General features: G+C 51.5%; 18 protein-coding genes and 1 tRNA gene. 18 read left to right on the top strand and 1 reads right to left on the bottom strand.

Annotated features, from left to right (window positions below):
* Positions 1–217: 217 nt before the first annotated feature.
* From QZV76_RS01655 to QZV76_RS01640, 4 genes are read left to right on the top strand one after another with little or no spacing between them, the layout of a single operon-like run.
* On the top strand, positions 218–3,154 hold the full coding sequence (locus tag QZV76_RS01655; protein ID WP_290595492.1) for a DEAD/DEAH box helicase: 2,937 nt from the start codon (positions 218–220) through the stop codon (positions 3,152–3,154).
* Complete coding sequence (locus QZV76_RS01650; protein ID WP_290595491.1) at positions 3,155–4,051, top strand: hypothetical protein; 897 nt, start codon at positions 3,155–3,157, stop codon at positions 4,049–4,051.
* Positions 4,044–5,210, top strand: a complete 1,167-nt coding sequence (locus tag QZV76_RS01645; protein ID WP_290595490.1) for a metallophosphoesterase — start codon at positions 4,044–4,046, stop codon at positions 5,208–5,210. The genes QZV76_RS01650 and QZV76_RS01645 overlap by 8 nt, the downstream gene beginning before the upstream one ends.
* Positions 5,210–7,813, top strand: a complete 2,604-nt coding sequence (locus QZV76_RS01640; protein ID WP_290595489.1) for an AAA family ATPase — start codon at positions 5,210–5,212, stop codon at positions 7,811–7,813. Before QZV76_RS01645 ends, QZV76_RS01640 begins: the two co-directional genes overlap by 1 nt.
* 15 nt (positions 7,814–7,828) lie before the next feature.
* Here QZV76_RS01640 and QZV76_RS01635 read toward each other — a convergent pair.
* Positions 7,829–7,904, bottom strand: a tRNA-Arg gene (locus QZV76_RS01635).
* A gap of 100 nt (positions 7,905–8,004) precedes the next feature.
* On the opposite strand from QZV76_RS01635, the gene argS reads away from it, so the two are divergent.
* From argS to QZV76_RS01565, 14 genes are all read left to right on the top strand, one after another.
* Complete coding sequence (gene argS / locus QZV76_RS01630; protein WP_290595488.1) at positions 8,005–9,669, top strand: arginine--tRNA ligase; 1,665 nt, start codon at positions 8,005–8,007, stop codon at positions 9,667–9,669.
* Between the two features lie 50 nt (positions 9,670–9,719).
* A complete protein-coding gene (gene lysA / locus QZV76_RS01625; RefSeq protein WP_290595667.1) occupies positions 9,720–11,081 on the top strand; it encodes a diaminopimelate decarboxylase in 1,362 nt (453 codons plus the stop codon).
* Positions 11,078–12,445, top strand: a complete 1,368-nt coding sequence (locus tag QZV76_RS01620; protein ID WP_290595487.1) for a homoserine dehydrogenase — start codon at positions 11,078–11,080, stop codon at positions 12,443–12,445. Before lysA ends, QZV76_RS01620 begins: the two co-directional genes overlap by 4 nt.
* A gap of 88 nt (positions 12,446–12,533) precedes the next feature.
* Positions 12,534–13,439, top strand: coding sequence for a homoserine kinase (gene thrB / locus QZV76_RS01615; RefSeq protein ID WP_290595665.1), 906 nt, complete (start codon positions 12,534–12,536; stop codon positions 13,437–13,439).
* A 337-nt stretch (positions 13,440–13,776) separates the two neighbouring features.
* Positions 13,777–15,585, top strand: a complete 1,809-nt coding sequence (rho, locus tag QZV76_RS01610; protein ID WP_290595663.1) for a transcription termination factor Rho — start codon at positions 13,777–13,779, stop codon at positions 15,583–15,585.
* A gap of 5 nt (positions 15,586–15,590) precedes the next feature.
* Positions 15,591–16,664, top strand: coding sequence for a peptide chain release factor 1 (prfA, locus tag QZV76_RS01605; RefSeq protein ID WP_290595486.1), 1,074 nt, complete (start codon positions 15,591–15,593; stop codon positions 16,662–16,664).
* Between the two features lie 7 nt (positions 16,665–16,671).
* Entirely contained in the window at positions 16,672–17,604 is a 933-nt protein-coding gene (gene prmC, locus QZV76_RS01600) for a peptide chain release factor N(5)-glutamine methyltransferase (RefSeq protein ID WP_290595485.1), read from the top strand.
* Positions 17,601–18,260 (top strand): L-threonylcarbamoyladenylate synthase, encoded by a 660-nt coding sequence (locus tag QZV76_RS01595; RefSeq protein ID WP_290595484.1) that lies wholly within the window; start codon positions 17,601–17,603, stop codon positions 18,258–18,260. Before prmC ends, QZV76_RS01595 begins: the two co-directional genes overlap by 4 nt.
* Before the next feature lie 72 nt (positions 18,261–18,332).
* Entirely contained in the window at positions 18,333–19,631 is a 1,299-nt protein-coding gene (locus QZV76_RS01590) for a glycosyltransferase family 4 protein (RefSeq protein WP_290595483.1), read from the top strand.
* Complete coding sequence (locus QZV76_RS01585) at positions 19,624–20,112, top strand: hypothetical protein (protein WP_290595482.1); 489 nt, start codon at positions 19,624–19,626, stop codon at positions 20,110–20,112. Before QZV76_RS01590 ends, QZV76_RS01585 begins: the two co-directional genes overlap by 8 nt.
* A gap of 146 nt (positions 20,113–20,258) precedes the next feature.
* A complete protein-coding gene (gene atpB, locus QZV76_RS01580) occupies positions 20,259–21,041 on the top strand; it encodes a F0F1 ATP synthase subunit A (protein WP_290595481.1) in 783 nt (260 codons plus the stop codon).
* 81 nt (positions 21,042–21,122) lie between these two features.
* The gene (locus tag QZV76_RS01575; RefSeq protein ID WP_290595480.1) at positions 21,123–21,362 is read left to right on the top strand and encodes an ATP synthase F0 subunit C; all 240 of its coding nucleotides are present in this window, start codon (positions 21,123–21,125) and stop codon (positions 21,360–21,362) included.
* Between the two features lie 21 nt (positions 21,363–21,383).
* Positions 21,384–21,968 carry a F0F1 ATP synthase subunit B gene (locus QZV76_RS01570; protein ID WP_290595479.1) on the top strand — a complete coding sequence of 195 codons (585 nt, stop codon included), beginning with the start codon at positions 21,384–21,386 and terminating at the stop codon, positions 21,966–21,968.
* Positions 21,965–22,795: a F0F1 ATP synthase subunit delta gene (locus QZV76_RS01565; protein WP_290595478.1), complete on the top strand. Its 831-nt coding sequence runs from the start codon at positions 21,965–21,967 to the stop codon at positions 22,793–22,795. The genes QZV76_RS01570 and QZV76_RS01565 overlap by 4 nt, the downstream gene beginning before the upstream one ends.
* Positions 22,796–22,807: the final 12 nt, after the last annotated feature.

The following is a 22,807-nucleotide window of genomic DNA, read 5'->3' as shown; positions in this document are numbered from 1 at the left end:
CCGTCTGCGCTGTCGTCTGAGATACTGTGCTGAATGGTGGAGGAGATAAAGGTGGAGGAGATGAAAGCATAAAAGTATTTCTCTACTAGGGGAAGAACCTGTAGTTAAGCACATGTACGTTCTTCGTGGGGGAGCTACTTTATGCCCTCGGCGCGTATTGTCGCTAATAGGCCATGGCGCAGCAGAAAATGTTACAGGGGACTGGTTGGATAGAAGCATGACTCAACCCGCAGCATCATCCTACGAGCTACGCGGTCGGTGGATACCCGACCGCGGCTTAATGCTGTGGATTCGTGATGTTGCAGGGGGAGAGGTAGTAGGCCGAGTAGAGGATTTACCGGACGCAGCATTCCCCGCACTCATCACGACACTCATCAGCAGAGTGCCAGTTTTCCGCCATAGTCTTCCTTTCACCACAGTGGATAGTGACGGACACCCCCGCTCCCAGACTGTTCCCTGCCTTGTGATTAGTGCAGGAGCAGCCCTCAACTTCCTCACCGCCTGCAATGAGACCGCCTGTAATGAGGAGCCAGACCCCATTCCTGGTTTAGGAGACGACCTGCGTTTTCTTGCCCACGCAGTAGCAGGCGTGAACCAGTGGGTGCGGGCCGGCCGAGTCGTCCCCCGACTATGGAGAAAAGGCCCCACCTGGTACGCCCAATGGCAGCTGCTCGGCGGGGGAGCACAACGCGTATGGTTAACAGAACTTCTCCACGCTATGCCACCAGAACTCGCCCACAATGGCGGGTTTGCTGCCGTAGAAAGTTTCGTAGAGGCCATGACGGCAGAAACCTGCCGGCACAAGCTCCGCACTATGCCGCACCGTCCACGCCACCCTTTCGTAGAAGCACTCATCACCGGAGAACCCTTTCTTGAAGGAAACATAGGATTTTCCGAAAGACTACGAGAATGGCAGAACGGAGCCGCAGACAATGACACAGAATTAGTACTGCGTATCCACGAACCTCTGCCTGATACCCCCGACTGGTGGGGGTTAGAAGTGTCCGTGCGAGTTCTCGGCGGCGCCCCAGAACCCCTCATTCCCAGTGCAATCGATGCGGCCTCCTACACCACAGCAACCCGTCTGTGGGGGCGGGCAACAGACGCCTACCCGGCACTACTAGACAGTATCCCCTCCGGCTACGGGGAAGACCGCCTCCTCACCACCACACAAGTCACAGACTTCGTCACCCGCGGAGTAGACCTAGTCCGCGCACAAGGTGTTGTCGTCATGCTGCCACGCGCCTGGGTCTCCGCTCCCGTATCTGTCCGGCTACACGTCACTCCCGGCGAGGATGAACAAGCCGCCCGCTCCGCCGTCAGCGGCGCCAAAGTTGGCCTAGACGCCATCATGGACTACCAATGGCAAGTGGCATTAGGGGAAACAGTTCTCAGCCCCGCGGAACTTTTTGACATTGTGCAAGAACAATCCGGGTTAGTCCATTTACGTGACGGCTGGGTACAAGCAGACCCGCTACTGTTGCGCCGGGCTGCCGAGTTTATTGCGGCTAAGAGTGGAAAACGGCGTAAAAAAGCGTTGCGGCAGGCAGATCTCGAATCGACGCAGCAGGGGGCCGCTGGCGATATTCTGCATGAGCTTGTCAGCAGTGAAGCCCCCGTGCCGGTAGCGGGGGTAGCTGGATCGCAGATGATCGATGATCTTATGGCCCACTGTGCGCAGCCCGTTCACGTCACAACTGACGGCCTTGTCAATGCACAACTGCGTCCCTATCAACAACGTGGCGTGGATTGGATAGCAAGCCTTGACATGCTTGGCCAGGGTGGAATTTTGGCTGATGACATGGGTTTGGGGAAAACCCTTCAAGTACTCACTGTTATGGCCTATGACAAAGCATGTGGGGTGGTCCCCGCAGAATCTGCAGTACTTGTTGTCTGCCCCATGTCTCTTGCCGCTAACTGGTATCACGAAGCACAAAAATTTGCTCCACAACTTTCCGTCGCTATTCACCATGGTGCCGATCGACAGGCTGGGGAAGAATTCCGTACTTTAGTGGCGCAGCATGATGTCATTATTACGACGTATAACCTTCTCCATCGAGATCGTGCGGAGCTGGAAAAAATAACGTGGTGGAGAATTGTGTACGATGAGGCGCAGCATTTGAAAAATGTTGCGACACAACAATCACGCGCTGCCCGTGCTTTGCCAGCAACTCATCGTCTTGCCCTTACTGGTACTCCCATGGAGAACAATTTAGAGGAATTCCGGGCCATTATGGATCTGGTGAACCCAGGATATTTGGGGACGCAGCATGGTTTCCGCCATCATTACGCATTACCGATTGAACGCGACCATGACGACACTATGGCAGCGCAATTACGTTCTCTGACATCTCCTTTCCTCCTGCGTCGCCTTAAGAGTGATCCGGCAGTTATCAGTGATCTACCGGAGAAGACAGAAATCGTTATGCGGGCCACTCTCACAGCTGAACAGGCTGGCCTTTACCAAGCTGTCGTTGACGACATGATGGAAAAAATCCAGCAGGCAAAGGGACTGCAGCGTAAAGGGGCGGTCCTGGCGGCGCTAACAAAGCTAAAGCAAGTTTGTAACCATCCCGCCCACTATTTCGGTGATGGTTCTGCGGTTCTCCGCCACGGACAACACCGTTCTGGAAAACTCGCATTGCTGGAAGAACTCCTCTCAACAATTCTGGCGGAAGGGGAGAAGGCTCTCATTTTCACCCAGTACAAAGAGTTTGGTGAATATCTGTCGGACTATGTGAGGAAGCGTTTTGGTGTTCCTGCTCCTTTCTTACATGGTTCACTCCGACGCGAAGAACGCGACGCTATGGTGGATAGTTTCCAGTCTCCAGATGGGCCCCCTATTATGGTGCTTTCACTGAAAGCTGGGGGAACGGGGCTCACTCTTACTGCGGCAAACCACGTCATTCACTATGACCGGTGGTGGAATCCAGCCGTTGAGAATCAGGCCACTGACCGTGCCTATCGCATTGGTCAAACTAAGGATGTGCAGGTACGAAAACTTGTCTGCGACGGCACTATTGAGGAGCGTATTGACGACATTATTTCCCATAAATCCACCATGTCGGATCTTGTGGTGAGTACTGGCGAAACCTGGCTCACAGAACTCGACGACGAGCAGCTACAGGAACTCTTCCGTCTGGAGGTGACGTAAATGAGGGGTCTTGTCGCACAGAAAAGAACCGGACATTTTGGGCGTACCTGGTGGGGAAAGCAGGTAGAACAAGCATTAGAAGAACCCTATCGGAGGCAGGACTACCACAACTACCGGAATTCTGCTATCCGCCACCCCCATGTGACGCGGGCTAAAGCATTGGCGCGCAATGGTGCTGTCCTCGCTATGGAACATTATGGAACCACTGTGGCGGGGGAGGTACAAGGAAGCCAACTTTCGCCTTTTTCCCCAACTATTACCTGTGCCCCAGTTAGTGCTGCGACCATTGCTGCAGTGCGTACTGCTATCGCACAGCATCCCGGCTCTGCGGAAGAGATTATTGCGGGAACACTGCCCGCATTTCTGGAAGATCTTTTACCGCTGGGTGGCGCGGATCTGCATTGCGCATGTACTTGCCCAGCTATTGACCAACGGTGTTCCCACACACTTGCACTGGGATACCTCCTTGTGGAGCGAATGGACCGGGATAGTGAATGGTACCTGCAGCTTCGTGGAATCTCGCTGGGGGATATTCTTGTCTCAACAGATCCAGTGGAAGCAGAAACTAACACCACTGGTACTACCGTCACTATTCCGCGTGGGGAGCAGGCGCAGCGTATCACTCGGCCAGCGCATGCAGATGCAGACGAGTCGAAGACGGATACACCCATAGCGATTGATAGTTACCGTTATTGGTCGTTATCTGGTGAACTTCCCGAGGTGCCGCACCCACTACCAGATCCAGCCTATAAAGACCTCGATCCAGTGCAGAGGATGGCTGCTGCCACCGCCTACACTAATGACCCCGTTGATAAACTCACGATGGAATCCGATCTACACGATGCCTGGGACTTCCTCACTGGTGACATCGACACTGAGGAGACTACACATGACTGACAGCCTGCGTCTTCTACACAGCAGTGACTGGCATATTGGGATGACGCGCCGTCATCTCCCCGAATCAAAACAAGCTGTTTTTCGGGATGCTCGATTAAGCGCAGTGGAACGTCTCTGCGAGCATGCTGTCAACTATGATGTTGCGGCAGTAGTAGTAGCGGGGGATATTTTTGATGGCACTCAGCTAGATAGCAATACCATAGTGTCCCTGCTAGAAATGTTGGGAGACTTACCGTGTCCTGTTGTTCTGCAGCCAGGTAACCATGACTCGTATCAGCGTGAAAGTGTCTATTGCGCACCAGCGTTTCGTACCCACTGCCCAGATAACGTCATAGTTCCCACCGAACCTACCGTGTTGGTATTGCCAGAAATTTCCCAGCTAGAGCTCATTGTTGGGCCTTATACGAATCGCTACCCCACGGAAAACCCTTTTTTCACAGCACTGCAGAGTATAGAAAATCATCCTAAAGATTCCGATACTTACCGGGTAGGTATCGTGCATGGAAGTGTGGATACTTTCGCCCCGCAGTTGGATGATGCGATCGGTGGTGACGTTATTCCCCTTGAGAAGCTGGAAAACGCACTATCGCAGTACGACTGTGATTACATCGCGTTAGGGGATCGACATTCTACAGCCACGGTGGGGAAGAGCGGAAGAATCTGGTATTCAGGAAGCCCCGAAATGACAGATTTTGATGATGTGGAGAAGGATTCAGGGCACTGTCTCCTTGTTGAACTCGCAGCAGATGACTGCACAGTAACCCCACTCGATTGCGGGAAATGGACGTTTCATACTGTGCAGAAGGATATCAATAGCGTTGCCGATATCACTGAGCTAGCACACTATTTCGATACGCTTCCTAATAAACGCCGTACCGTCATTCGGTTGGCGTGTAACGCCACTCTTCCCCTCGATGACGCAGCGTATCTCGCTGAAGAAGAAGACCGCTGGGAAAGTATGCTGGCCGGGTTCCATGTATGGGAGAGAAATAGTTCTACACACGTACTTCCCGCCACCGATGAGGTGCGTAAAAATCTTGCCGGTTATGTGGCAGAAGCGGCAGATGAGCTTGCACAACAAGCGGAAGCCGGCGATGAAACTGCTCAAAATGCGCTTATGTTGTTGTATCGGCTAGCAGCACAGGGAGGATACCACTAATGCGCCTTCACTCCATTACAGTGCAGGATTACCGTGGAATTGCACAACAAAAGATTGATTTTCACGACCACGGTATCACCGTCATTGCAGGCCCCAACCAGTCAGGTAAATCCAGTGTTATTGAAGCTATTAACCTCGTTCTCACAGAGAAAGCGACTTCCCGTAAAGAAGCTGTTAAAGCGATTCGGCGCAGTGGGGTGGACCGTCCTGCCATTGTGGAGCTAGATGTCACTATCGGGGGGGAACGTTTTACCCTGCGGAAAGAATTTGGGCGGGGACGTCAAGCAGGGACAACGCTTGTCTTCGCGGATGGTAGTAAAGAGGCTTTGTGGGGAGATCCCGCACACAACTATGTGCAAGAACTGCTGGCAGAGCATGAAGATATGGCCCTGTTTTCTGCCCTGAGCTTTCTACAGGGGAAAGACTTAGCGAGTTTTGAACTTACCGACGGGCAGTCAGCTCTCCAAGAAGCATTGGATGCTGCCGCCAGTGAGCAGAATGATGGTGCCATGTCGGGGGACCATATTTTGGATGCGGCCCAGGCTGAATGTGATCGCTATTTCACAAAAACTGGACGTCCCAACAAGGAACGCAATCACAGTATTCAGGAAGAAGAAAAACTTACACAGGAGATTGCTGATCTTAAAGACCAGATAAAGGAAACACACGACATAGCGCAGAATGTCACGGAGCTTGCGACGCAGCGCGATACTTTAGCCGACCAGATTCACCAGGTAGAAGCGGACGAAAAAGAACTACAGCAGCAGGCGAAAAACTATGCCCATCAGCGACAGCAGAAAGATAAGTTACGCACTCAATTGACGGCAAATGAAGCGACGCTAGCTGCTGCACAGGCTGTTGTAGAAGCCGATAGTAATCTTCTTAACCAGCATGAGAATGTCCAAAAACGCATAAAAAATGCGGAAAAAGAGTTAGCGGACTTGCCATCTGCAGATGGCAACGAAGTAACGGAACTAGAAAAGAAGTGTGCGCAGTTAGCAACAGCACTTGAAGAGATGACGAGCGCTACTCATCTAGTAGATCTTGTGAAGCGTGAATATGCTCTCCACGACATACAAGAACAGGCGAAAAAACTTCGTGAAGCAGTAGACGATGCTGCTGAAAAACGTGCGTCCTTTGCCCATAATCCTGCGGTGTATCAGCAGGCAGAGAAACTCCACACGGAAACGGAAAGTCTTCGCCAAGCACTCAACGCAACAGCTGGAACAATCACCATCACACCACAGACGGAGGATAGCCACATCCTCTGTAATGGCGGGGAACTCCACGAATCTTTACGCGCCGACTTGGGGCAGCCGCTCACTATTGAAGTCCCTGGGCATGTCACTATTGCAGTGGAACCGGCAGCTGAAGCAGCACACTTGCACGACATGTTGCAACAGCAGGAAAACGATTACCAGGCTGCGCTTGCAGAACTACACGTTAGCGACTGGCAGAGTGCAGCTGCGCAAGCCGATGCATGGGAAAAAGCTGATGAGGCATACACCACTGCCACTACAGACCTACAGACGTTTGACGCAGTGCATCCAGAATCACGTCTGTCGGAGGAAGAACAAACTCTTACACAAGAATTTGCGACATACCCCACGGAGCTTATCGACCAGGCCCGAGCAGGTACATTACCTACCCTGTCCGCAGATGATCTGGAAGAACTACGTAGTGGCTACACGGAAACAAAGCAGCGGTGGGAAGCTGCATCCCGGGATTATGAGAACGCATGTGCTCGGCGAGAAGTTCTCACCCAGACTCTTAACAGTGCACGTGAGGAAGAACAAGAACTTGCCCCGCTAGATGAGGAAGCAATGAAAGCTCATACTGCGGCACTTCACGAGCAGGAAGTTACTGTTTCTAAACAGCGTGCGAAAATCTCCGACTTTGACGCTATGCATGCCGACATGGGCGACCCAACACCAGCATTAAGTGATGCCACCAGCGCATTAACTAACCTTCGGGAAAAGTATCGCGAGGCTGAGAACAAATATCAGCATCAGCAAGGCGTCCTTGATTCACATTTGGACTTAGGACTGCACACCGCCCTGGAGGATAAAGAAGGACAGTGTGAAGAACTATCGCGTGCTAATAAGCGTGTCACTGCAGAGGCTGAGGCGGCTCGCTTACTCCGCGACACTCTTGTGGACGCCCGGCAACGTACCGCCGCCCGCTACCAAACCCCTTATGTCACTGCATTAACAGCACTTGGCCAGCACGTGTGGGGTGAGGATTTCTCCGTCAATGTTGCCGATAACCTCAGAATCGAAAGCGCGATTACACGGCCAGGCGGCAGCCCCATAGCCTATAAGGATCTTTCCACTGGTACGCGTGAACAGTTAGCTGTGCTCTCTCGACTAGCCTGCTACCAGCTGGTCAACCAGGGAAGTGTTCCCGTCATCTTGGACGATATCCTGGGCTATTCAGACCCTGAGCATCGTGGAGATATGGCCAAGGCAATAGAGACAGCAACAGCTCTCGCCGAGTCTGACCCCACATCAGTCGGCCAGCTCATCATCTTCACCTGTGACAGTAGCCGGTTTACAGAAATCCCTGGATTACATCTGGACTGGAACAATCCGACGGTGGAATAGCTTTACTTGCTGTGGTGGTGCCCCCGACACGATTCGAACGTGCGACCTTTGGTACCGGAAACCAATGCTCTATCCCCTGAGCTACGGAGGCGTAACGAATTTAGAGTGTACCAGTCAGTCCGCTTGACTACTAAAGCACTCCACCTGGACGGGTACCACTTTAGGGGCTTTACCACGTAGAATGGTCAATTGTGACGCCCGCAGAATTAGGAAAAGTTGTCCTTGCTGCCTTGCAGCAGGTCGTTAAAGAACAAAGTCTTGACTCTACTGTGCTTCCTTCGGAGGTGACGGTGGAGCGGCCGCGTAATCCCGAAAATGGCGATTATGCCACGACTATTGCTCTTCAGAGTGCGAAGAAGTTGGGGACTAATCCTCGTCAGCTCGCTACTGAGCTTGCCGCTGTGTTGGGGGAAGCGGATGCGATTGCGGAGGCTACTGTTGCGGGTCCTGGCTTTGTGAATATTCGCCTTGCTGCAGATGCGCAGGGTGAACTTGTGCGCACTATTGTGGCTGCGGGGGAGGACTTTGGCCGCGGCGATAGTCTCGCCGGGAAACGTATTAATCTCGAATTTGTTTCGGCGAACCCCACTGGCCCTATTCATTTGGGTGGTACCCGCTGGGCGGCTGTGGGTGATGCTCTGGGGCGTGTTATGGAGGCACAGGGGGCTCAGGTTACCCGCGAGTACTACTTCAATGATCACGGTAACCAGATTGATCGTTTTTCTAACTCTCTGGTGTTTTCTGCTCTGCATTTGCCGACGCCACCGGATGGTTACGCCGGTGACTACATTGATGACATTGCCGCCACTATTGTGGAAAAGAACCCTGGTGTGTGTGATCTTCCCGCGGATGAGCGTCAGGAAGTTTTCAGAAGCCAGGGCGTGGAGATGATGTTTGCGCATATTAAGCGCACTCTCCACGAGTTCGGCACTGATTTTGATGTCTACTTCCATGAGAATTCCCTATTTGAGGATGGCTCTGTTGATGCCGCGATTAAGATTCTCAAGGATTCTGACAAGCTCTACTTTGCAGATGGTGCCTGGTGGTTGCGGTCCACTGATTTTGGTGATGATAAGGATCGTGTTGTCATCAAGTCTGATGGTAATGCTGCCTATATCGCTGGCGATATCGCCTACGTAAAAAACAAGTTCGATCGTGGCCATGACCTGTGCATCTACATGTTGGGTGCGGACCATCATGGTTATATTGCCCGTCTCAAAGCTGCCGCGCAGGCCTTGGGCTATGACCCGGATGGGGTAGAGGTGCTTATTGGCCAGATGGTGAACTTGGTGCGTGACGGTAAAGCCGTCAAGATGTCGAAGCGTGCCGGCACCGTTATCACCCTTGACGATTTGGTTGAGGCTGTTGGGGTGGATGCTGCCCGTTACTCAATGATTCGTTCTTCCGTGGATTCCAGCCTGGATATTGATCTGGAATTGTGGGCATCCAAGTCCAATGACAACCCGGTTTTTTATGTGCAATATGCGCATGCTCGCCTCTGCTCTTTACAGCGTAAGGCTGAGGAGCTGGGTGTCACTGTTGATACCGCTGATCTTTCCTTGCTCACACACGAGCGAGAAGGGGATCTCATTCGTACCCTGGGTGAATTCCCCACAGTTGTGGCAAGTGCTGCTGAGTTGCGGGAACCGCACCGCGTCGCCCGCTACTTGGAAAATCTTGCAGCGTCCTACCACCGTTTCTATGACTCCTGTCAGGTTCTTCCCAAAGCTGACACTGTTGACCATGATGAAGACGCTGCTCTTCACTCAGCCCGCCTAGCCTTGTGTGCCGCAACTCGCCAGACTCTCGAGAATGGTCTGCAGCTCCTTGGCGTAACCGCACCGGAGCGCATGTGACTGTCAACCCCGCGGGATCCCGCCACGAAACTCACGAAGTAGCCGATCTGATGGGGGTGCGTAAGCCTCCCGCTAACATGAATGATCTGCCGAAGATCGTGTGGCCCGCTACGGCCTCTCGAAATGAGGATGGCGTTGTCACGATTGGTGGAGTAGCTGTCACTGACCTTGTATCCGAATATGGGACACCGCTTTTCGTCTTGGATGAAGAGGATTTCCGTGGTCGCGTTGCTACGATGGCGAAGTCTTTTGGAGGCCCCCAGAATGTTCACTATGCGGCCAAAGCATTTTTGTGTGGTGAGGTCGCCCGCTGGATTAACGAGGCTGGCCTCTGCATGGATGTTGCCTCCAGCTATGAGATGGGTGTTGCTCTAGCGGCAGGTTTTCCCGCTAACCGCATGACTCTGCATGGAAACAATAAGTCTGTGGAGGAGCTTCGGCAGGCTGTTGATTTAGGCGTTGCGCACATTGTTGTGGACTCGCTGTATGAGATTGACCGTCTTAATAAAGTTGCTGGTGAACTGGGTAAACGCCAGAACGTTTTTGTGCGTGTTACTTGTGGGGTAGAAGCCCATACGCATGACTTCATTGCCACGGCGCATGAGGACCAGAAGTTTGGTTTTTCGCTGGCGAGTGGCCAGGCTGCTGAAGCTGTGCAACGTGTTATTGAGGCAGATAACCTCATCCTGAATGGTTTGCATAGCCATATCGGTTCCCAGATTTTCGATGTTGACGGCTTTGAAATGGCTGCTCACCGCATTATCACTTTTTTTGCTGAGATTGTGGAGCAGTATGGGCCGGACGCTACGGAAGGCTTCTCCATAGTTGACCTTGGTGGCGGTTTTGGCATTGCCTACCTGGAATCTGATGATCCTCCGGCAATTGCCGACATTGCGGCTGATTTGCGGGCCATTGTTGAGCGGGAGGCTGCTGCAGCGGGTATTCCCACACCGCAGTTGATGGTGGAGCCGGGGCGTTCCATTGTGGGTCCTTCCATGGTGACGTTGTATACGGTTGGCACGTTGAAGAATATTGTGCTGCCTTCTGGAGTTATCCGTCGTTATGTGGCTGTTGATGGTGGTATGAGCGACAATATCCGTACCGCCCTGTATGATGCTGAGTACGACTGTCGATTGGTCAATCGAACAACTCAGGCAGATCCGGCTTTATGCCGCGTTGTTGGTAAACATTGCGAAAGTGGTGATGTTGTTGTTCGTGACACGTGGCAGCCTGTTGATATTCAGCCCGGCGATATCCTAGGTGTAGCAGCTACGGGAGCGTACTGTTACGCCATGGCCAGCCGCTATAATATGCTGCCACGGCCCGCTGTTGTGGCAGTGCGTGACGGTAAGTCCCGGCTTATTCTTCGTCGAGAAACGCTTGACGATCTGCTTAGTTTGGAGGTTTCATGACCCGCGAAGCTCATACTGAACTCCGTCAGCCCGAGGTTGGTGTTGCCATTCTCGGCATGGGAACAGTTGGAACAGAGGTAGTTCGTCTTCTTATTGAAAACAGTGATTCCTTCACCCACCGGGTAGGGGCGCCCATTGTTATTCGTGGTATTGCTGTCCGCGATACCCAACGTGATCGCGGAGTTGATCCCAGTCTTATCACTGATGATGCACAGGCTTTAATTGATCGCCCCGATGTTGACGTCGTTGTGGAAGTTATTGGCGGTATCGAGGGGTCACGCCAGCTTCTCCTATCTGCTTTGAAACAGGGTAAATCAGTTGTTACCGCCAATAAGGCTTTAGTGGCTGCACATTCTGCAGAGTTGGCCGCTGCCGCGGACGAGTCCCAGGTTGATCTTTATTTCGAGGCTGCAGTAGCGGGTGCAATTCCTATTATTGGGCCTTTGAAGCGGTCTATGGCTGGGGATGAGATCCAGCGCATTATGGGTATCGTTAACGGCACTACAAACTACATCCTCTCCGCGATGGATGCAACCGGCGCGGACTATGCCGAGACACTCGCTGAAGCCGGCCGTTTAGGCTATGCCGAAGCTGATCCTACTGCTGATGTAGAGGGCTTTGATGCTGCATCTAAGGCAGCTATTTTGTCTACTCTTGCTTTCCACTCTCGGGTGACGGCAAAGGACGTATATCGCGAGGGCATCACCAAGATTACACAGCAGGATATTCGTTCCGCGCACCGTTTGAACTGCACTATTAAATTGCTTGCAGTGTGCGAGCGCATCACTTCCCAGGATGGTTCACAGTCTGTATCTGCGCGTGTGTATCCGGCACTGGTACCGCTTACCCACCAGTTGGCTACCGTTAATGGTGCTTTTAATGCTGTCTTTATGGAAGCGGAGTCTGCTGGACAGATTATGTTCTATGGTCCTGGTGCAGGTGGAACCCCTACTGCTTCGGCAGTACTCGGCGATTTGGTTGCTGCGTCCCGCAACGTTGTGCACGGTGGGCGTGCCCCGGGAGATAACACATACGCTAATCTTCCTATCGCCAATTTTGGGGATGTGCAGACGCGCTATCTCGTCAACATGTATGTTGTTGACGAAAAAGGCACCTTGTCCAAGGTGACAGATGTCTTCGCCAAGAACGATGTTTCTATTGCCACTGTGTACCAGGATGAACTGGGAGAGAGTGAAGCTGACACTGCTGTTGGTGGTAACTCGGACGGCAAATTTGCTAGCTTGTCTGTTGTAACGCACCTTGCCAGTGAAGCCAATCTTGCTGCATGCGTAGAAGCTCTGGGTGAGTCTGACAGCGTTGTGAGAGTTACTTCTGTTCTTCGTATGGAAGGCCAGGAAAAATAGGCTACTGTCCTTTTCCTGCAAGCCATATTATCTGTGGTAAAGGAGACGCATCGTGACAGACAGAGCAAATGGAGTAGCTGAAGCACGCATGCTTCCGGTAGGGACAAAAGTGGCTATCCGTGTACCTGCCTCCAGCGCAAACCTAGGTCCTGGCTTTGATACGTTAGGTCTTGCTCTGGGTATGTGGGATGACGTGTCCTGTGAGGTTATTGATTCTGGCCTGGTCATAGATGTAGAGGGAGAGGGCAGCGGAGAAGTTCCTCTCAATGAAAAACACTTGGTATATCGTGCTTTTCGAGCTGCTATGGAAGCCAACGGTTACGATGTTCCGGGGCTACACCTTGTCTGTCACAACCGGGTGCCGGAGTCGCGTGGTCTCGGATCCTCTGCGGCGGCTGCAGTTGGTGGCGTAGCTCTTGCAGATGCACTGTGTGATCGTCCTTTTGACCTCACCCGTATGGTGCAAATTTCCTCCGAATTTGAAGGTCATCCGGATAATTCCTCGGCAGCTGTCCTAGGCGGCATGGTGGTGTCCTGGGCGGATGAACCAGGTTTCGCGAACACGTCGTATCACGCTGTTCGTCTTGATGTCCATCCCGATATTCGCGCTACCGCGCTGGTGCCGTATTCGCGGTCGTCAACAGAGGAAACGCGAGCGGTGCTCCCTGCAACAGTGCCGCATCGAGATGCGGTGTTTAATGTGTCGCGTGCCTCCATGATGATGCTCGCTATGACAAAGCGCCCCGACCTACTTTTCGACGCTTCCGAAGATAGACTTCACCAGCAGCAACGTGCAGCGGCACTACCTGTTACAACGCGTTGGATTCGGTGTTTACGCGACCGTGGTTTAGCGGCAATGGTGTCTGGTGCCGGTCCTACTGTGTTGTGTTTGCATACAGGGGATTTCCCCCAGGATCTCCAGAGCGATGCCGAAGATGACGGTCTGCGCGTCTTGCATCTTGATATCTGTGAAGGTGTTCAGCGGGTTTATTAGCAATAAACTTATGCCTAGCTTGCTTAGCTGCAGTTTTTACAGTTATTCTTAAAAGGCCTACCACCAGTTAGCGCGTGTAGCATAGTTGTTACCAACTATTGCCTTGTTGTCAGTTATTGTCGGTTAGCATTACGTTATCGGCAGTTACAAGCACTGTTACTGTGTGGAGTCTGATGGGCATTCCCTGTTTCTGAACAGTTTTCGCATTCTTCTTAGAAATGCCTGCTGTGAGGGAGAATCATAACGAGGAAACTGATGTCGTTTTCCTCATCCATTAAAGCCCCTATTCTTTTTTACCAATAGGGATGAAAGGAAATCCGTGACCAGTACGGACACTATGGATAATACTGCTTCGGCAGAACCCACTCGCTCTCGCCGCGGTAAAGGCGAAGGACTTTCTTCGATGGTCATTCCCGAGCTTCGTAAAATGGCCACCGAGCTTGGTATTAAACGTACTTCTGGTATGCGTAAAGGCGACCTCATTGAGGCAATTCAGACGCAGCTTAAAAACTCCGGTCAGCAGGCTCAAGGGGAGAAAACTCAGCGTTCTCCGAAGCGCACTGACAAAACTGCTCCTGTGGTAGAAGAGAAGAATACACAGCAGGATAAGCAGCAAGATAAGAAGAACGATGCGCAGAATCGTTCTTCCCATAGCAATACTGATCGTGATACTTCTAAGCACGACAATAACGATCGTCATTATTCTGAGCGCGACTACGCCGATAATAACGGCGGAGACAATTATCAGAAGCGGTACCGTAATCGGAATAACCGCAACGACAATCGCTCCGACAATCGTTCCGATAACCGCTCTGATAATCGTGGCGGAAACTCTAATGGTTCTGGTCGTGACGGTTCGAATGACAGGAACAACGGCAACCAAGACAATAACGGCCGCAACCGTAATCGTCGGGATCGCAATAATCGGAGAGATCGTAATAACCGCAACCGTAATCGTCGGGATGATCGGGATACCGAGATTCGGGAAGGCGATGTGCTACAGCCTGTTGCCGGTATTCTCGATATTCTTGATAACTACGCTTTTGTGCGTACTTCTGGCTATTCTGCTGGCCCCCACGATGTTTACGTCTCTATGAATATGGTGCGGAAATCTGGACTACGACGTGGTGACGCTATTGTTGGCGCAGTTCGTATGCCGCGTGAGGGTAGTAGTCAGAACCATAACAACCGGCAAAAGTTTAATCCCCTGGTACGCATTGACTCAGTTAACGGATTAAGTCCGGAAATGGCTGCGCAGCGTCCTGAGTTCGCCAAACTTACTCCGCTGTATCCTAATCAGCGTTTGCGTTTGGAGACGACGAAGGAAAACATTACTACTCGTCTCATTGATCTCATTATGCCGATTGGTAAAGGGCAGCGTGCTCTTATCGTGTCGCCTCCTAAAGCCGGTAAGACGACGGTGCTGCAGAATATCGCCAATGCCATCACTACCAATTATCCGGAATGCCACCTTATGGTTGTGCTTGTTGATGAGCGTCCCGAAGAAGTGACGGATATGCAGCGCAGTGTGAAGGGTGAGGTTATTGCCTCTACATTTGACTGCCCCCCGTCTAACCACACAACTGTGTCCGAACTTGCTATTGAGCGCGCAAAGCGTCTGGTAGAGCAGGGGATGGATGTTGTTGTGTTGTTGGACTCCATTACTCGCCTGGGGCGTGCCTACAACAACAGCTCCCCGGCATCCGGCCGTATTCTTTCCGGTGGTGTCGATTCCACTGCACTGTATCCGCCGAAGCGTTTCCTCGGCGCCGCCCGCAATATTGAGAACGGTGGATCTCTTACCATTATCGCAACCGCCATGGTGGAAACCGGATCTGCCGGCGATACCGTCATCTTTGAGGAGTTCAAGGGTACCGGTAACGCAGAATTGAAGCTCGATCGGCGTATTGCTGAGCGTCGTATTTTCCCGGCTATCGACATTAACCCGTCTGGTACGCGTAAAGATGAGCTGTTGCTGGGGACAGAGGAATATCAGATTGTTCATAAGTTCCGTCGCGTGCTGTCCGGTCTCGAGCCGGTTCCGGCCATTGAGCTGGTTATTAAACAGCTGAAGAAGACGAAGAACAATCGTGAGTTCCTCATGCAAATTGCAAAGACGACTCCCAATATCGATGAGGAGGAGTAAGTTCCGTGGCTACTGCAGTTTCCGCAGTCGATGATGTTCTGTCGGAATATGCCGGTTTGGAAATGCAACTTGCAGATCCAGAACTTCACAATAACCAGACCGCTGCGCGTCGTGTTGCTAAGCGGTTCGCAGAGCTAGGCCCTATTGTGAAGTGCTATCGCGAGCTGCAACAAGCACAGGACGATCTAGATGCTGCACAAGAATTGGCGAAGGAGGATTCCTCTTTCAAAGAAGAAGTGGCACGTCTAGAACCAGTAGTGGAGAAGCTGAAAGAACAATTAACAGATCTTCTTGCTCCGCGTGACCCACATGATGCCGATGATATTGTTCTCGAAGTGAAATCTGGTGAAGGCGGCGAAGAATCTGCCCTATTCGCTGCAGACTTAGCCCGCATGTACACCAAGTACTTCGACAAACTTGGATGGCGAGTAGAAGTCCTCGACGCTACAGAGTCTGACATGGGTGGCTATAAAGATATCTCCATGTCGGTAAAGTCTCGTGAGCCGAGCCGTGATGGTGTCTGGTCCAAAATGAAATTTGAGGGTGGTGTGCACCGCGTGCAGCGCGTTCCCGTCACCGAATCGCAGGGCCGTATCCATACTTCTGCGGTTGGCGTGTTCGTTTTCCCTGAGCCGGAAGAAGTGGAAGAAATCGAGATCGACGATAAAGATATTCGTGTCGATGTTTTCCGCTCCTCCGGTAAAGGTGGCCAGGGAGTGAACACGACTGACTCCGCTGTGCGTATTACCTATCTCCCTACAGGGCTCATCGTGACGTGCCAGAATGAGCGATCCCAGCTGCAGAATAAAATCCGCGCGATGCAGGTGTTAAAGGCGCGTCTGCAAGCTATCCGGGAAGAAGAGGCTGCGGCGGAATCTGCCTCCGGTCGTACCGATCAGGTACGCACTGTAGACCGGTCGGAGCGTATTCGCACCTACAATTACCCCGAAAATCGTATTACTGACCACCGTATTGGGTATAAAGCGCATAATCTTGACCAGGTTCTCGATGGAGACATGGGTGACCTCATCGATGCTCTTGTAGAAGCTGATCGGAAAGCTCGTCTTGAAGCGGAGTAATACTCCAATGACAAACCCACCTCAGTCTGAATTCCCTACTGATTTATCAGTGCGGACCGTGCTGCGGTGGGTTTGCGCATGTTTAGAGAGTACTGGCATCGATTCACCGGCTGCCGAATCACGTTTGCTTGTAGCAGCACTTCTTCACTGTGCACCTGCGCAACTGATACTACGTAGTGATACACAACTGACTACTGCACAAAAAGACACTCTAGAAGGGTGGGTGCAGCGGCGCATGTCCCGCGAACCGGTGCAGCATATCCTGGGGGAGGCTCCCTTCCTAGATTTTTCTGTAGCCGTGGGGGAGGGAGTGTTTATCCCCCGCCCAGAAACTGAGCTCCTCGCAGACTGGGCGATAAAAGCAGCACACCAACAGATGTCCATGTCCAGCGCACAACCACTGCATATTCTCGATCTTTGTGCAGGATCGGGCGTGTTGGCTATTGCTATGGCACGAGCATTTCCCACTGCGTATATATGGGCAGTGGAGTATTCTGACCAGGCTTTTATGTATTTACGTCGTAATGTTGCTGCATTGGCTCCGCAGATTTCCCTTATCCAGGGAGATGCGACTCTCCCATATAGTGGGTGGGGAATCCCCGAGAACAGTATTGATGTAGTGGTGTGTAATCCGCCCTATGTTCCTTTGGACAGCACCGTCGATAGGGAAACGAGAGAGTTTGACCCAACTGATGCCGTTTTCTCGGGAGAAGGCGGGCTCGTCTTGAGTCGGCATATTCTTCACCACCTTCCGGTGCTTCTTACACCTGGTGCAGTGCTCGGTATGGAACATGATGATGCCACCGGAGAGTCCCTCACACAGCTTGCGCAGAGAGCTGGCTATAGTGACTGTAAAGACCATCTAGATTTAGCTGGCCGTCCACGTTTTATGACTGCTCGTTGGAAGAGTCCCCTTTCTTCAGAAAGAATATCTGTATGACTACCTACAATTGTCTGCCTGGTCATAATCGTACGGCTGCGCTGACGGAGGCTGCGGCCGTTTTAGCAGCTGGGAAACTGGTAGTGATGCCTACCGATACTGTTTATGGCATTGCGTGTGATGCTTTTAACCCGGCAGCTGTGGCAGCACTATTAGCGGCTAAACATCGTGGTCCGGATATGCCGGTGCCGGTTCTTGTCGGTTCGTGGGCTGCGGCGGAGGAATTGGCGGGAGACTTGCCTGAACCTGCTGTTGCTCTTATGAAGGCGTATTGGCCAGGTGGTTTAAGTGTGGTCGTTCCACAGTCTTCTACAGTGAAATGGAATTTAGGGGAGACGTCGCATTCGGTAATGTTGCGGATGCCTCTTAATGCGGTGGCGCTAGATTTATTACGGCTGACGGGACCATTGGGGGTATCGTCTGCAAATATTACAGCGCATGCTCCAGCTACTGATGTCACGCAGGCAGAGCAGCAGTTGGGGGAGAGTGTTTCCATCTATCTGGATGGTGGGCCTGCGGATAGCGGCACGGCATCAACTATTGTGGACGTTACATGTGAACCTCCACGTATTATTCGGGAAGGTACTATCACTGCAGAAGATGTAGCACGTAGTATTGGAACGCCTGCTGCGGTACTGCGTAGGGAAAAGGCGTAATACTTCTATAGGTAGAGAAGGGGAAACATCACTATTTCTGCTCCATGTGTACACACTCTAGCTGGCGCATCTATGTTTGGTGTTGCTGGTGGCCTCGGTGTGCCGTGGAGAGAATTGGGGTTGGTATTCCTTTCCTCCATAATTGTTGTTTTTCTTATTACAGGTCTTATTCGTAAAATCGCTATTCGCGGTGGCGCTATGGCCATTCCGCGACGGCGTGACGTGCACGTTATTCCTATACCGCGGTGGGGAGGAATAGGAATTTTCATTGGCCTTGTTGCGGGCTATGTCATTGCATCGAATTTGCCGGCTTTGCATAATGGCTTTACTTTTGTTCCCGATCTGAAAGCGGCAATGGTGGGATCATGCCTCATCGTTATTCTCGGCATCGTGGATGACCGGTGGGGACTGGATGCTGTTACTAAGCTATTAGGGCAGATTGTTGTTGCGAGCATTATGGTTGTCATGGGTCTTTCGTGGACTCAGATCTATGTTCCCTTTGGGGGTATTAATAATCTTGTGCTCGATCCTTGGCAGGCTGGATTCTTTACGGTTCTACTGGTTGTCGCCATTATTAATGCGGTTAATTTTGTTGACGGGTTAGATGGTCTTGCTGCTGGGGTGGGGGCGATAGCAGCAGTGGCCATTATGGTGTTATCCGTGCATCTTCTCTCGGAGCAAGAAGGTGCAGTGTCTGCTTATCCTCCTGCAATTATTTCGGTAGTTTTAGCGGGAGCTTGTTTAGGTTTTCTTCCCCATAATTTTCAGCCTGCACGTCTCTTTATGGGGGACTCAGGCTCTATGCTTATTGGTCTTAATTTAGCTGCAGCATCTACTTCTGCATCGGGACGTACCTCACTTTCTGGCTATGGGGTGGGCGATGCATTAGCGTTGTTATCACCACTTTTAGTGGTTATTGCAGCAATGTTTATTCCAATGTTGGATCTCATTATGGCGGTAGTACGACGTACTCGTGCTGGTGTGAGCCCATTTACTCCCGATAAAATGCATCTCCACCATCGCTTATTGCGGGTGGGGCATTCACAACGTCGCTCTGTACTCATTATTTATCTATGGGCAGGGTGGTTGACTACTGCTGCCGTTACACCTCTTTTGTTACCGTGGCAGGTGTATCTTCCTCTCATTATTATGCTTGCTTTACTTGTGGCAGTGTTGACATATCTTCCACGTGTACAGCAGCGTTGGTCAGAGCAGCGGAACAGTCGTGATCGTTCTGTCAAAAGATCGCATGGTGGGGGAACAGCTGCGGTACGAGATACCATAGGGCAGCCAACTAGTTCGCCGCGTGTGAAGCAGATGAATTATTGCACGGATGGCAGTTCGTTACGAGAGGAATCCAGCGATGAGTGATACTTCTTCTGATGCGTCAGAAACGCGGGAGAAACTACAACCATATCGTGAAGAAAAACCGCTTCCTCTTCTCAATGCGCTGCGTAACGGTCTTATTGGCCTAGCAGGTGTTCTTCTTATTGGTGTGATAGTTGGCTGGTGTACAGCTGGCACAGCGGGTATATGGGGTGCTCTTTTAGGAGGCCTTATTGCTGGGGTGTTTGAGCTTATTACCGTCATCATGGTGCTCTTGACACGTGACCTTTCACCGCGCGTCACGATGGCGATCATTATGGGAAGTTGGCTGCTGAAAATCATTATTGTTTTGGTGATTGTGGCATCTATTAAGCATCTCACGTTCTATGATCGGCCTACGTTTGTGTGGGTGATGACGGCGGCTCTTATTGTCGTTCTTGCTGCTGAGACTGTTGGGGTGAAGAAAACCCAGGTCACGTATGTGACACCCCAATTGGAAAAAGAAGACAAGAATCACTCAGAGTGAATCTTGACACAGCTTCCTATTCTGGATAGGCCTTTTTCTCCACTGGCTGTTAAAGTGGGTCTTGTCATGTTCACTGTTGCCGCAGATGTACATACGGTTACATTCCATGAGGGGAGAGACCACTGATCAACTCAGATGTAGCGGCTATGAAGGGTGAATTCCACACCCCATCTTTGGGGGATTTTTTTCCTGATCCAATATGGTTCCATGATGTTGCTGGAGGGTGGTTCACCCTCGACAGGCTCATGGTTGTGCGCCTATTCGTAGTACTTCTTGTCGCGCTTTTATTTGCATTAGCTTTTCGCAATCCCAAACTTGTTCCGGGCAAGCTGCAGAATGCTGCCGAAATGGTATTGGACTTTGTCCGTACTGGAGTAGCTGAGGATATTCTCGGTAAAAGAGAAGGTAAACGATTCCTTCCTCTCATTACTGCGACATTTGTTCTTGTCTTTTTCCTCAACTTACCGTCGATTATCCCGTTCCTTAACGTCTCGCCGAACGCACGTATTGGTATGCCGTTTGTACTGGCTATCGTCGGGTATATAGCGTTCATTTACGCAGGATCTCGTAAATACGGGTTCTTTAAATTCATGAAGTCTTCGGTCGTTATTCCGAATATGCCGGCGGCAATGCACATCATTGTTGTTCCGATCGAATTCATCTCCACATTCATTCTTCGTCCGGTTACTCTCACTATTCGTCTTATGGCGAATATGCTGTCAGGGCACCTTATTCTGGCCCTGATCTTTGCTGCTACTGACTTCTTCTTCTGGCAGTTCAATGGTTGGACTGTATTGTCCGCAGTCACGTTGGTCGCATCCGTTCTCTTCACACTTTTCGAACTTCTTGTGATCTTCTTGCAGGCGTACATTTTCGCATTGTTGGTAGCTGTGTATATTGACCTTTCACTCCATGCCGGTGAGCACTAGCTCCCTATCCCCATAACTTCATATCCATACGAATTTGAGCTTCCCCCACGATGGGTGGGGAGAATTAAGAAGGGAAAAATAATGGATCTGATGACGCTTGCCGCCAACACCGAAACCACCCTTAAGGGTCTCGGCACTGTCGGTTACGGTATCTCTACTCTTGGTCCTGGCCTTGGTATCGGAATTGTTGCTGGTAAAACAGTTGAGGCCATGGCTCGTCAGCCGGAAATGGCGGGACAGCTTCGTACCACCATGTTCCTCGGTATTGCCTTCACTGAAGCTTTGGCCCTTATTGCTCTTGTGGCCGGCTTCCTCTTCTAAACGTTGGACTATTCGAAAATGATGACCTCACTTATTCTTGCTTCTGGAGGAGAAGACTCGACCAAGAATATGCCTCTTGATGGCAGCCTTGGTCCGCTCTTCCCGACTAATTATGACGTGGTGTGGTCACTGGTCTGTTTCCTCATCATTATGCTGTTGATGTGGAAATTCGTTCTTCCGCGTTATGGGAAAGTATTCCAAGAACGACGCGATCGTATTGAAGGCGGCATGGCCAAGGCAGAAGAACTGCAGGTCAAGGCGCAGCAGACGTTGGACGAATACAACCAACAGCTGGCACAGGCTCACGATGATGCAACTAAGATTCGTGAAGAAGCGCGTGAACAGGGACGACAGATCGTGGCTGAGATGAAGGACAAAGCTGTCGCTGAGTCCGATCGTATCGTTGCCAGCGGACGGCAGTCCCTTGATGCCCAACGACAAAAGGCCTATACCGATCTCAAGAATGACATCGGTATACAAGCCACCAACCTCGCTGAGCTTATTCTTGGTGAAGAGCTGCACGAGGACGAAAAGCGGGCTAGTACCATTGATGCTTTCCTCGCTAACCTTGGTGACAATGACAATGCGGGAGTTGCCCGTCGATGACTGTCATGTATGCCGCCAGCCGTGATGCTCTTGCCCATATTCGTTCTCTTGCGGAAGACCTTATCCGTCAGAGTGAACAGTCTGTTGTTCTAGGACAACAGATGGGTGCCGAGCTATTCACCGTTGTGGAAATTATTGAAAAGGATCGTCCGACGCGTATCGCAGTGGCAGATGTTTCTGCTACTCCGCAACAGCGCAGAACTCTCATGACTAGTCTCATTGAGAACAAGGTATTGCCTGAAACCTTGCGCGTCTGCCAAGAAGCTGCTGGTTTGGATTGGTCCAATCCAGCTGATCTCCGTGATGGGCTTGTTCGTACTGCCCGTTCTGCATTACTACAAGCAGCCGAGCTTTCGAACTCGCTTCCGCAGGTAGAAGAAGAGCTTTTTCAGCTTAGCCGTACTATTAAGGCCCATCCTGGCTTAGAACAGGCCTTGGGTGATAGAAGAGCTTCCGCAGATGAGCGGCGTGCGTTGCTTGCTCAACTGTTTTACGGGAAAGTTTCAGCTATTTCGGAGATTCTTGCGTCGCAAGCAGTTGCTCGTCCACAAGAGGGACTTGCTGCTGATGATCTTGATATTCTGTCTCGCCAGGCGGCGCATGAAATTGGACGTCGAGTAGCTGATGTGACTACTCCCGTAGCGTTAAATGATGCTCAGCGTGAAGCACTTCGCAAGAAACTTCATGGCATCTATGGCATTGAGGTGTCCATTCATGAGGTGATTAATCCCGCTATTCTCGGCGGTGTCATCATCAAGGTGGGCAGTGGAATTATTAATGGAAGTCTTGCTAGCAAGCTTGATTCGCTCCGGCGCAGCTTAGTCTAGATAAAACATTAG

This window comes from Lawsonella sp., assembly GCF_011525565.1.
In the GTDB taxonomy this organism is placed as follows: domain Bacteria; phylum Actinomycetota; class Actinomycetes; order Mycobacteriales; family Mycobacteriaceae; genus Lawsonella; species Lawsonella clevelandensis_A.
This window is presented reverse-complemented; position numbering and strand designations above follow the sequence as displayed.

Coding starts and splice junctions, on each gene's coding strand:
- QZV76_RS01655 (WP_290595492.1), top strand. CDS start 218: ATGACTCAACCCGCAGCATCATCCTACGAGCTACGCGGTCGGTGGATA.
- QZV76_RS01650 (WP_290595491.1), top strand. CDS start 3,155: ATGAGGGGTCTTGTCGCACAGAAAAGAACCGGACATTTTGGGCGTACC.
- QZV76_RS01645 (WP_290595490.1), top strand. CDS start 4,044: ATGACTGACAGCCTGCGTCTTCTACACAGCAGTGACTGGCATATTGGG.
- QZV76_RS01640 (WP_290595489.1), top strand. CDS start 5,210: ATGCGCCTTCACTCCATTACAGTGCAGGATTACCGTGGAATTGCACAA.
- lysA (WP_290595667.1), top strand. CDS start 9,720: ATGGGGGTGCGTAAGCCTCCCGCTAACATGAATGATCTGCCGAAGATC.
- QZV76_RS01620 (WP_290595487.1), top strand. CDS start 11,078: ATGACCCGCGAAGCTCATACTGAACTCCGTCAGCCCGAGGTTGGTGTT.
- thrB (WP_290595665.1), top strand. CDS start 12,534: ATGCTTCCGGTAGGGACAAAAGTGGCTATCCGTGTACCTGCCTCCAGC.
- rho (WP_290595663.1), top strand. CDS start 13,777: ATGGATAATACTGCTTCGGCAGAACCCACTCGCTCTCGCCGCGGTAAA.
- prmC (WP_290595485.1), top strand. CDS start 16,672: ATGACAAACCCACCTCAGTCTGAATTCCCTACTGATTTATCAGTGCGG.
- QZV76_RS01595 (WP_290595484.1), top strand. CDS start 17,601: ATGACTACCTACAATTGTCTGCCTGGTCATAATCGTACGGCTGCGCTG.
- QZV76_RS01590 (WP_290595483.1), top strand. CDS start 18,333: ATGTTTGGTGTTGCTGGTGGCCTCGGTGTGCCGTGGAGAGAATTGGGG.
- QZV76_RS01585 (WP_290595482.1), top strand. CDS start 19,624: ATGAGTGATACTTCTTCTGATGCGTCAGAAACGCGGGAGAAACTACAA.
- atpB (WP_290595481.1), top strand. CDS start 20,259: ATGAAGGGTGAATTCCACACCCCATCTTTGGGGGATTTTTTTCCTGAT.
- QZV76_RS01575 (WP_290595480.1), top strand. CDS start 21,123: ATGGATCTGATGACGCTTGCCGCCAACACCGAAACCACCCTTAAGGGT.
- QZV76_RS01570 (WP_290595479.1), top strand. CDS start 21,384: ATGACCTCACTTATTCTTGCTTCTGGAGGAGAAGACTCGACCAAGAAT.
- QZV76_RS01565 (WP_290595478.1), top strand. CDS start 21,965: ATGACTGTCATGTATGCCGCCAGCCGTGATGCTCTTGCCCATATTCGT.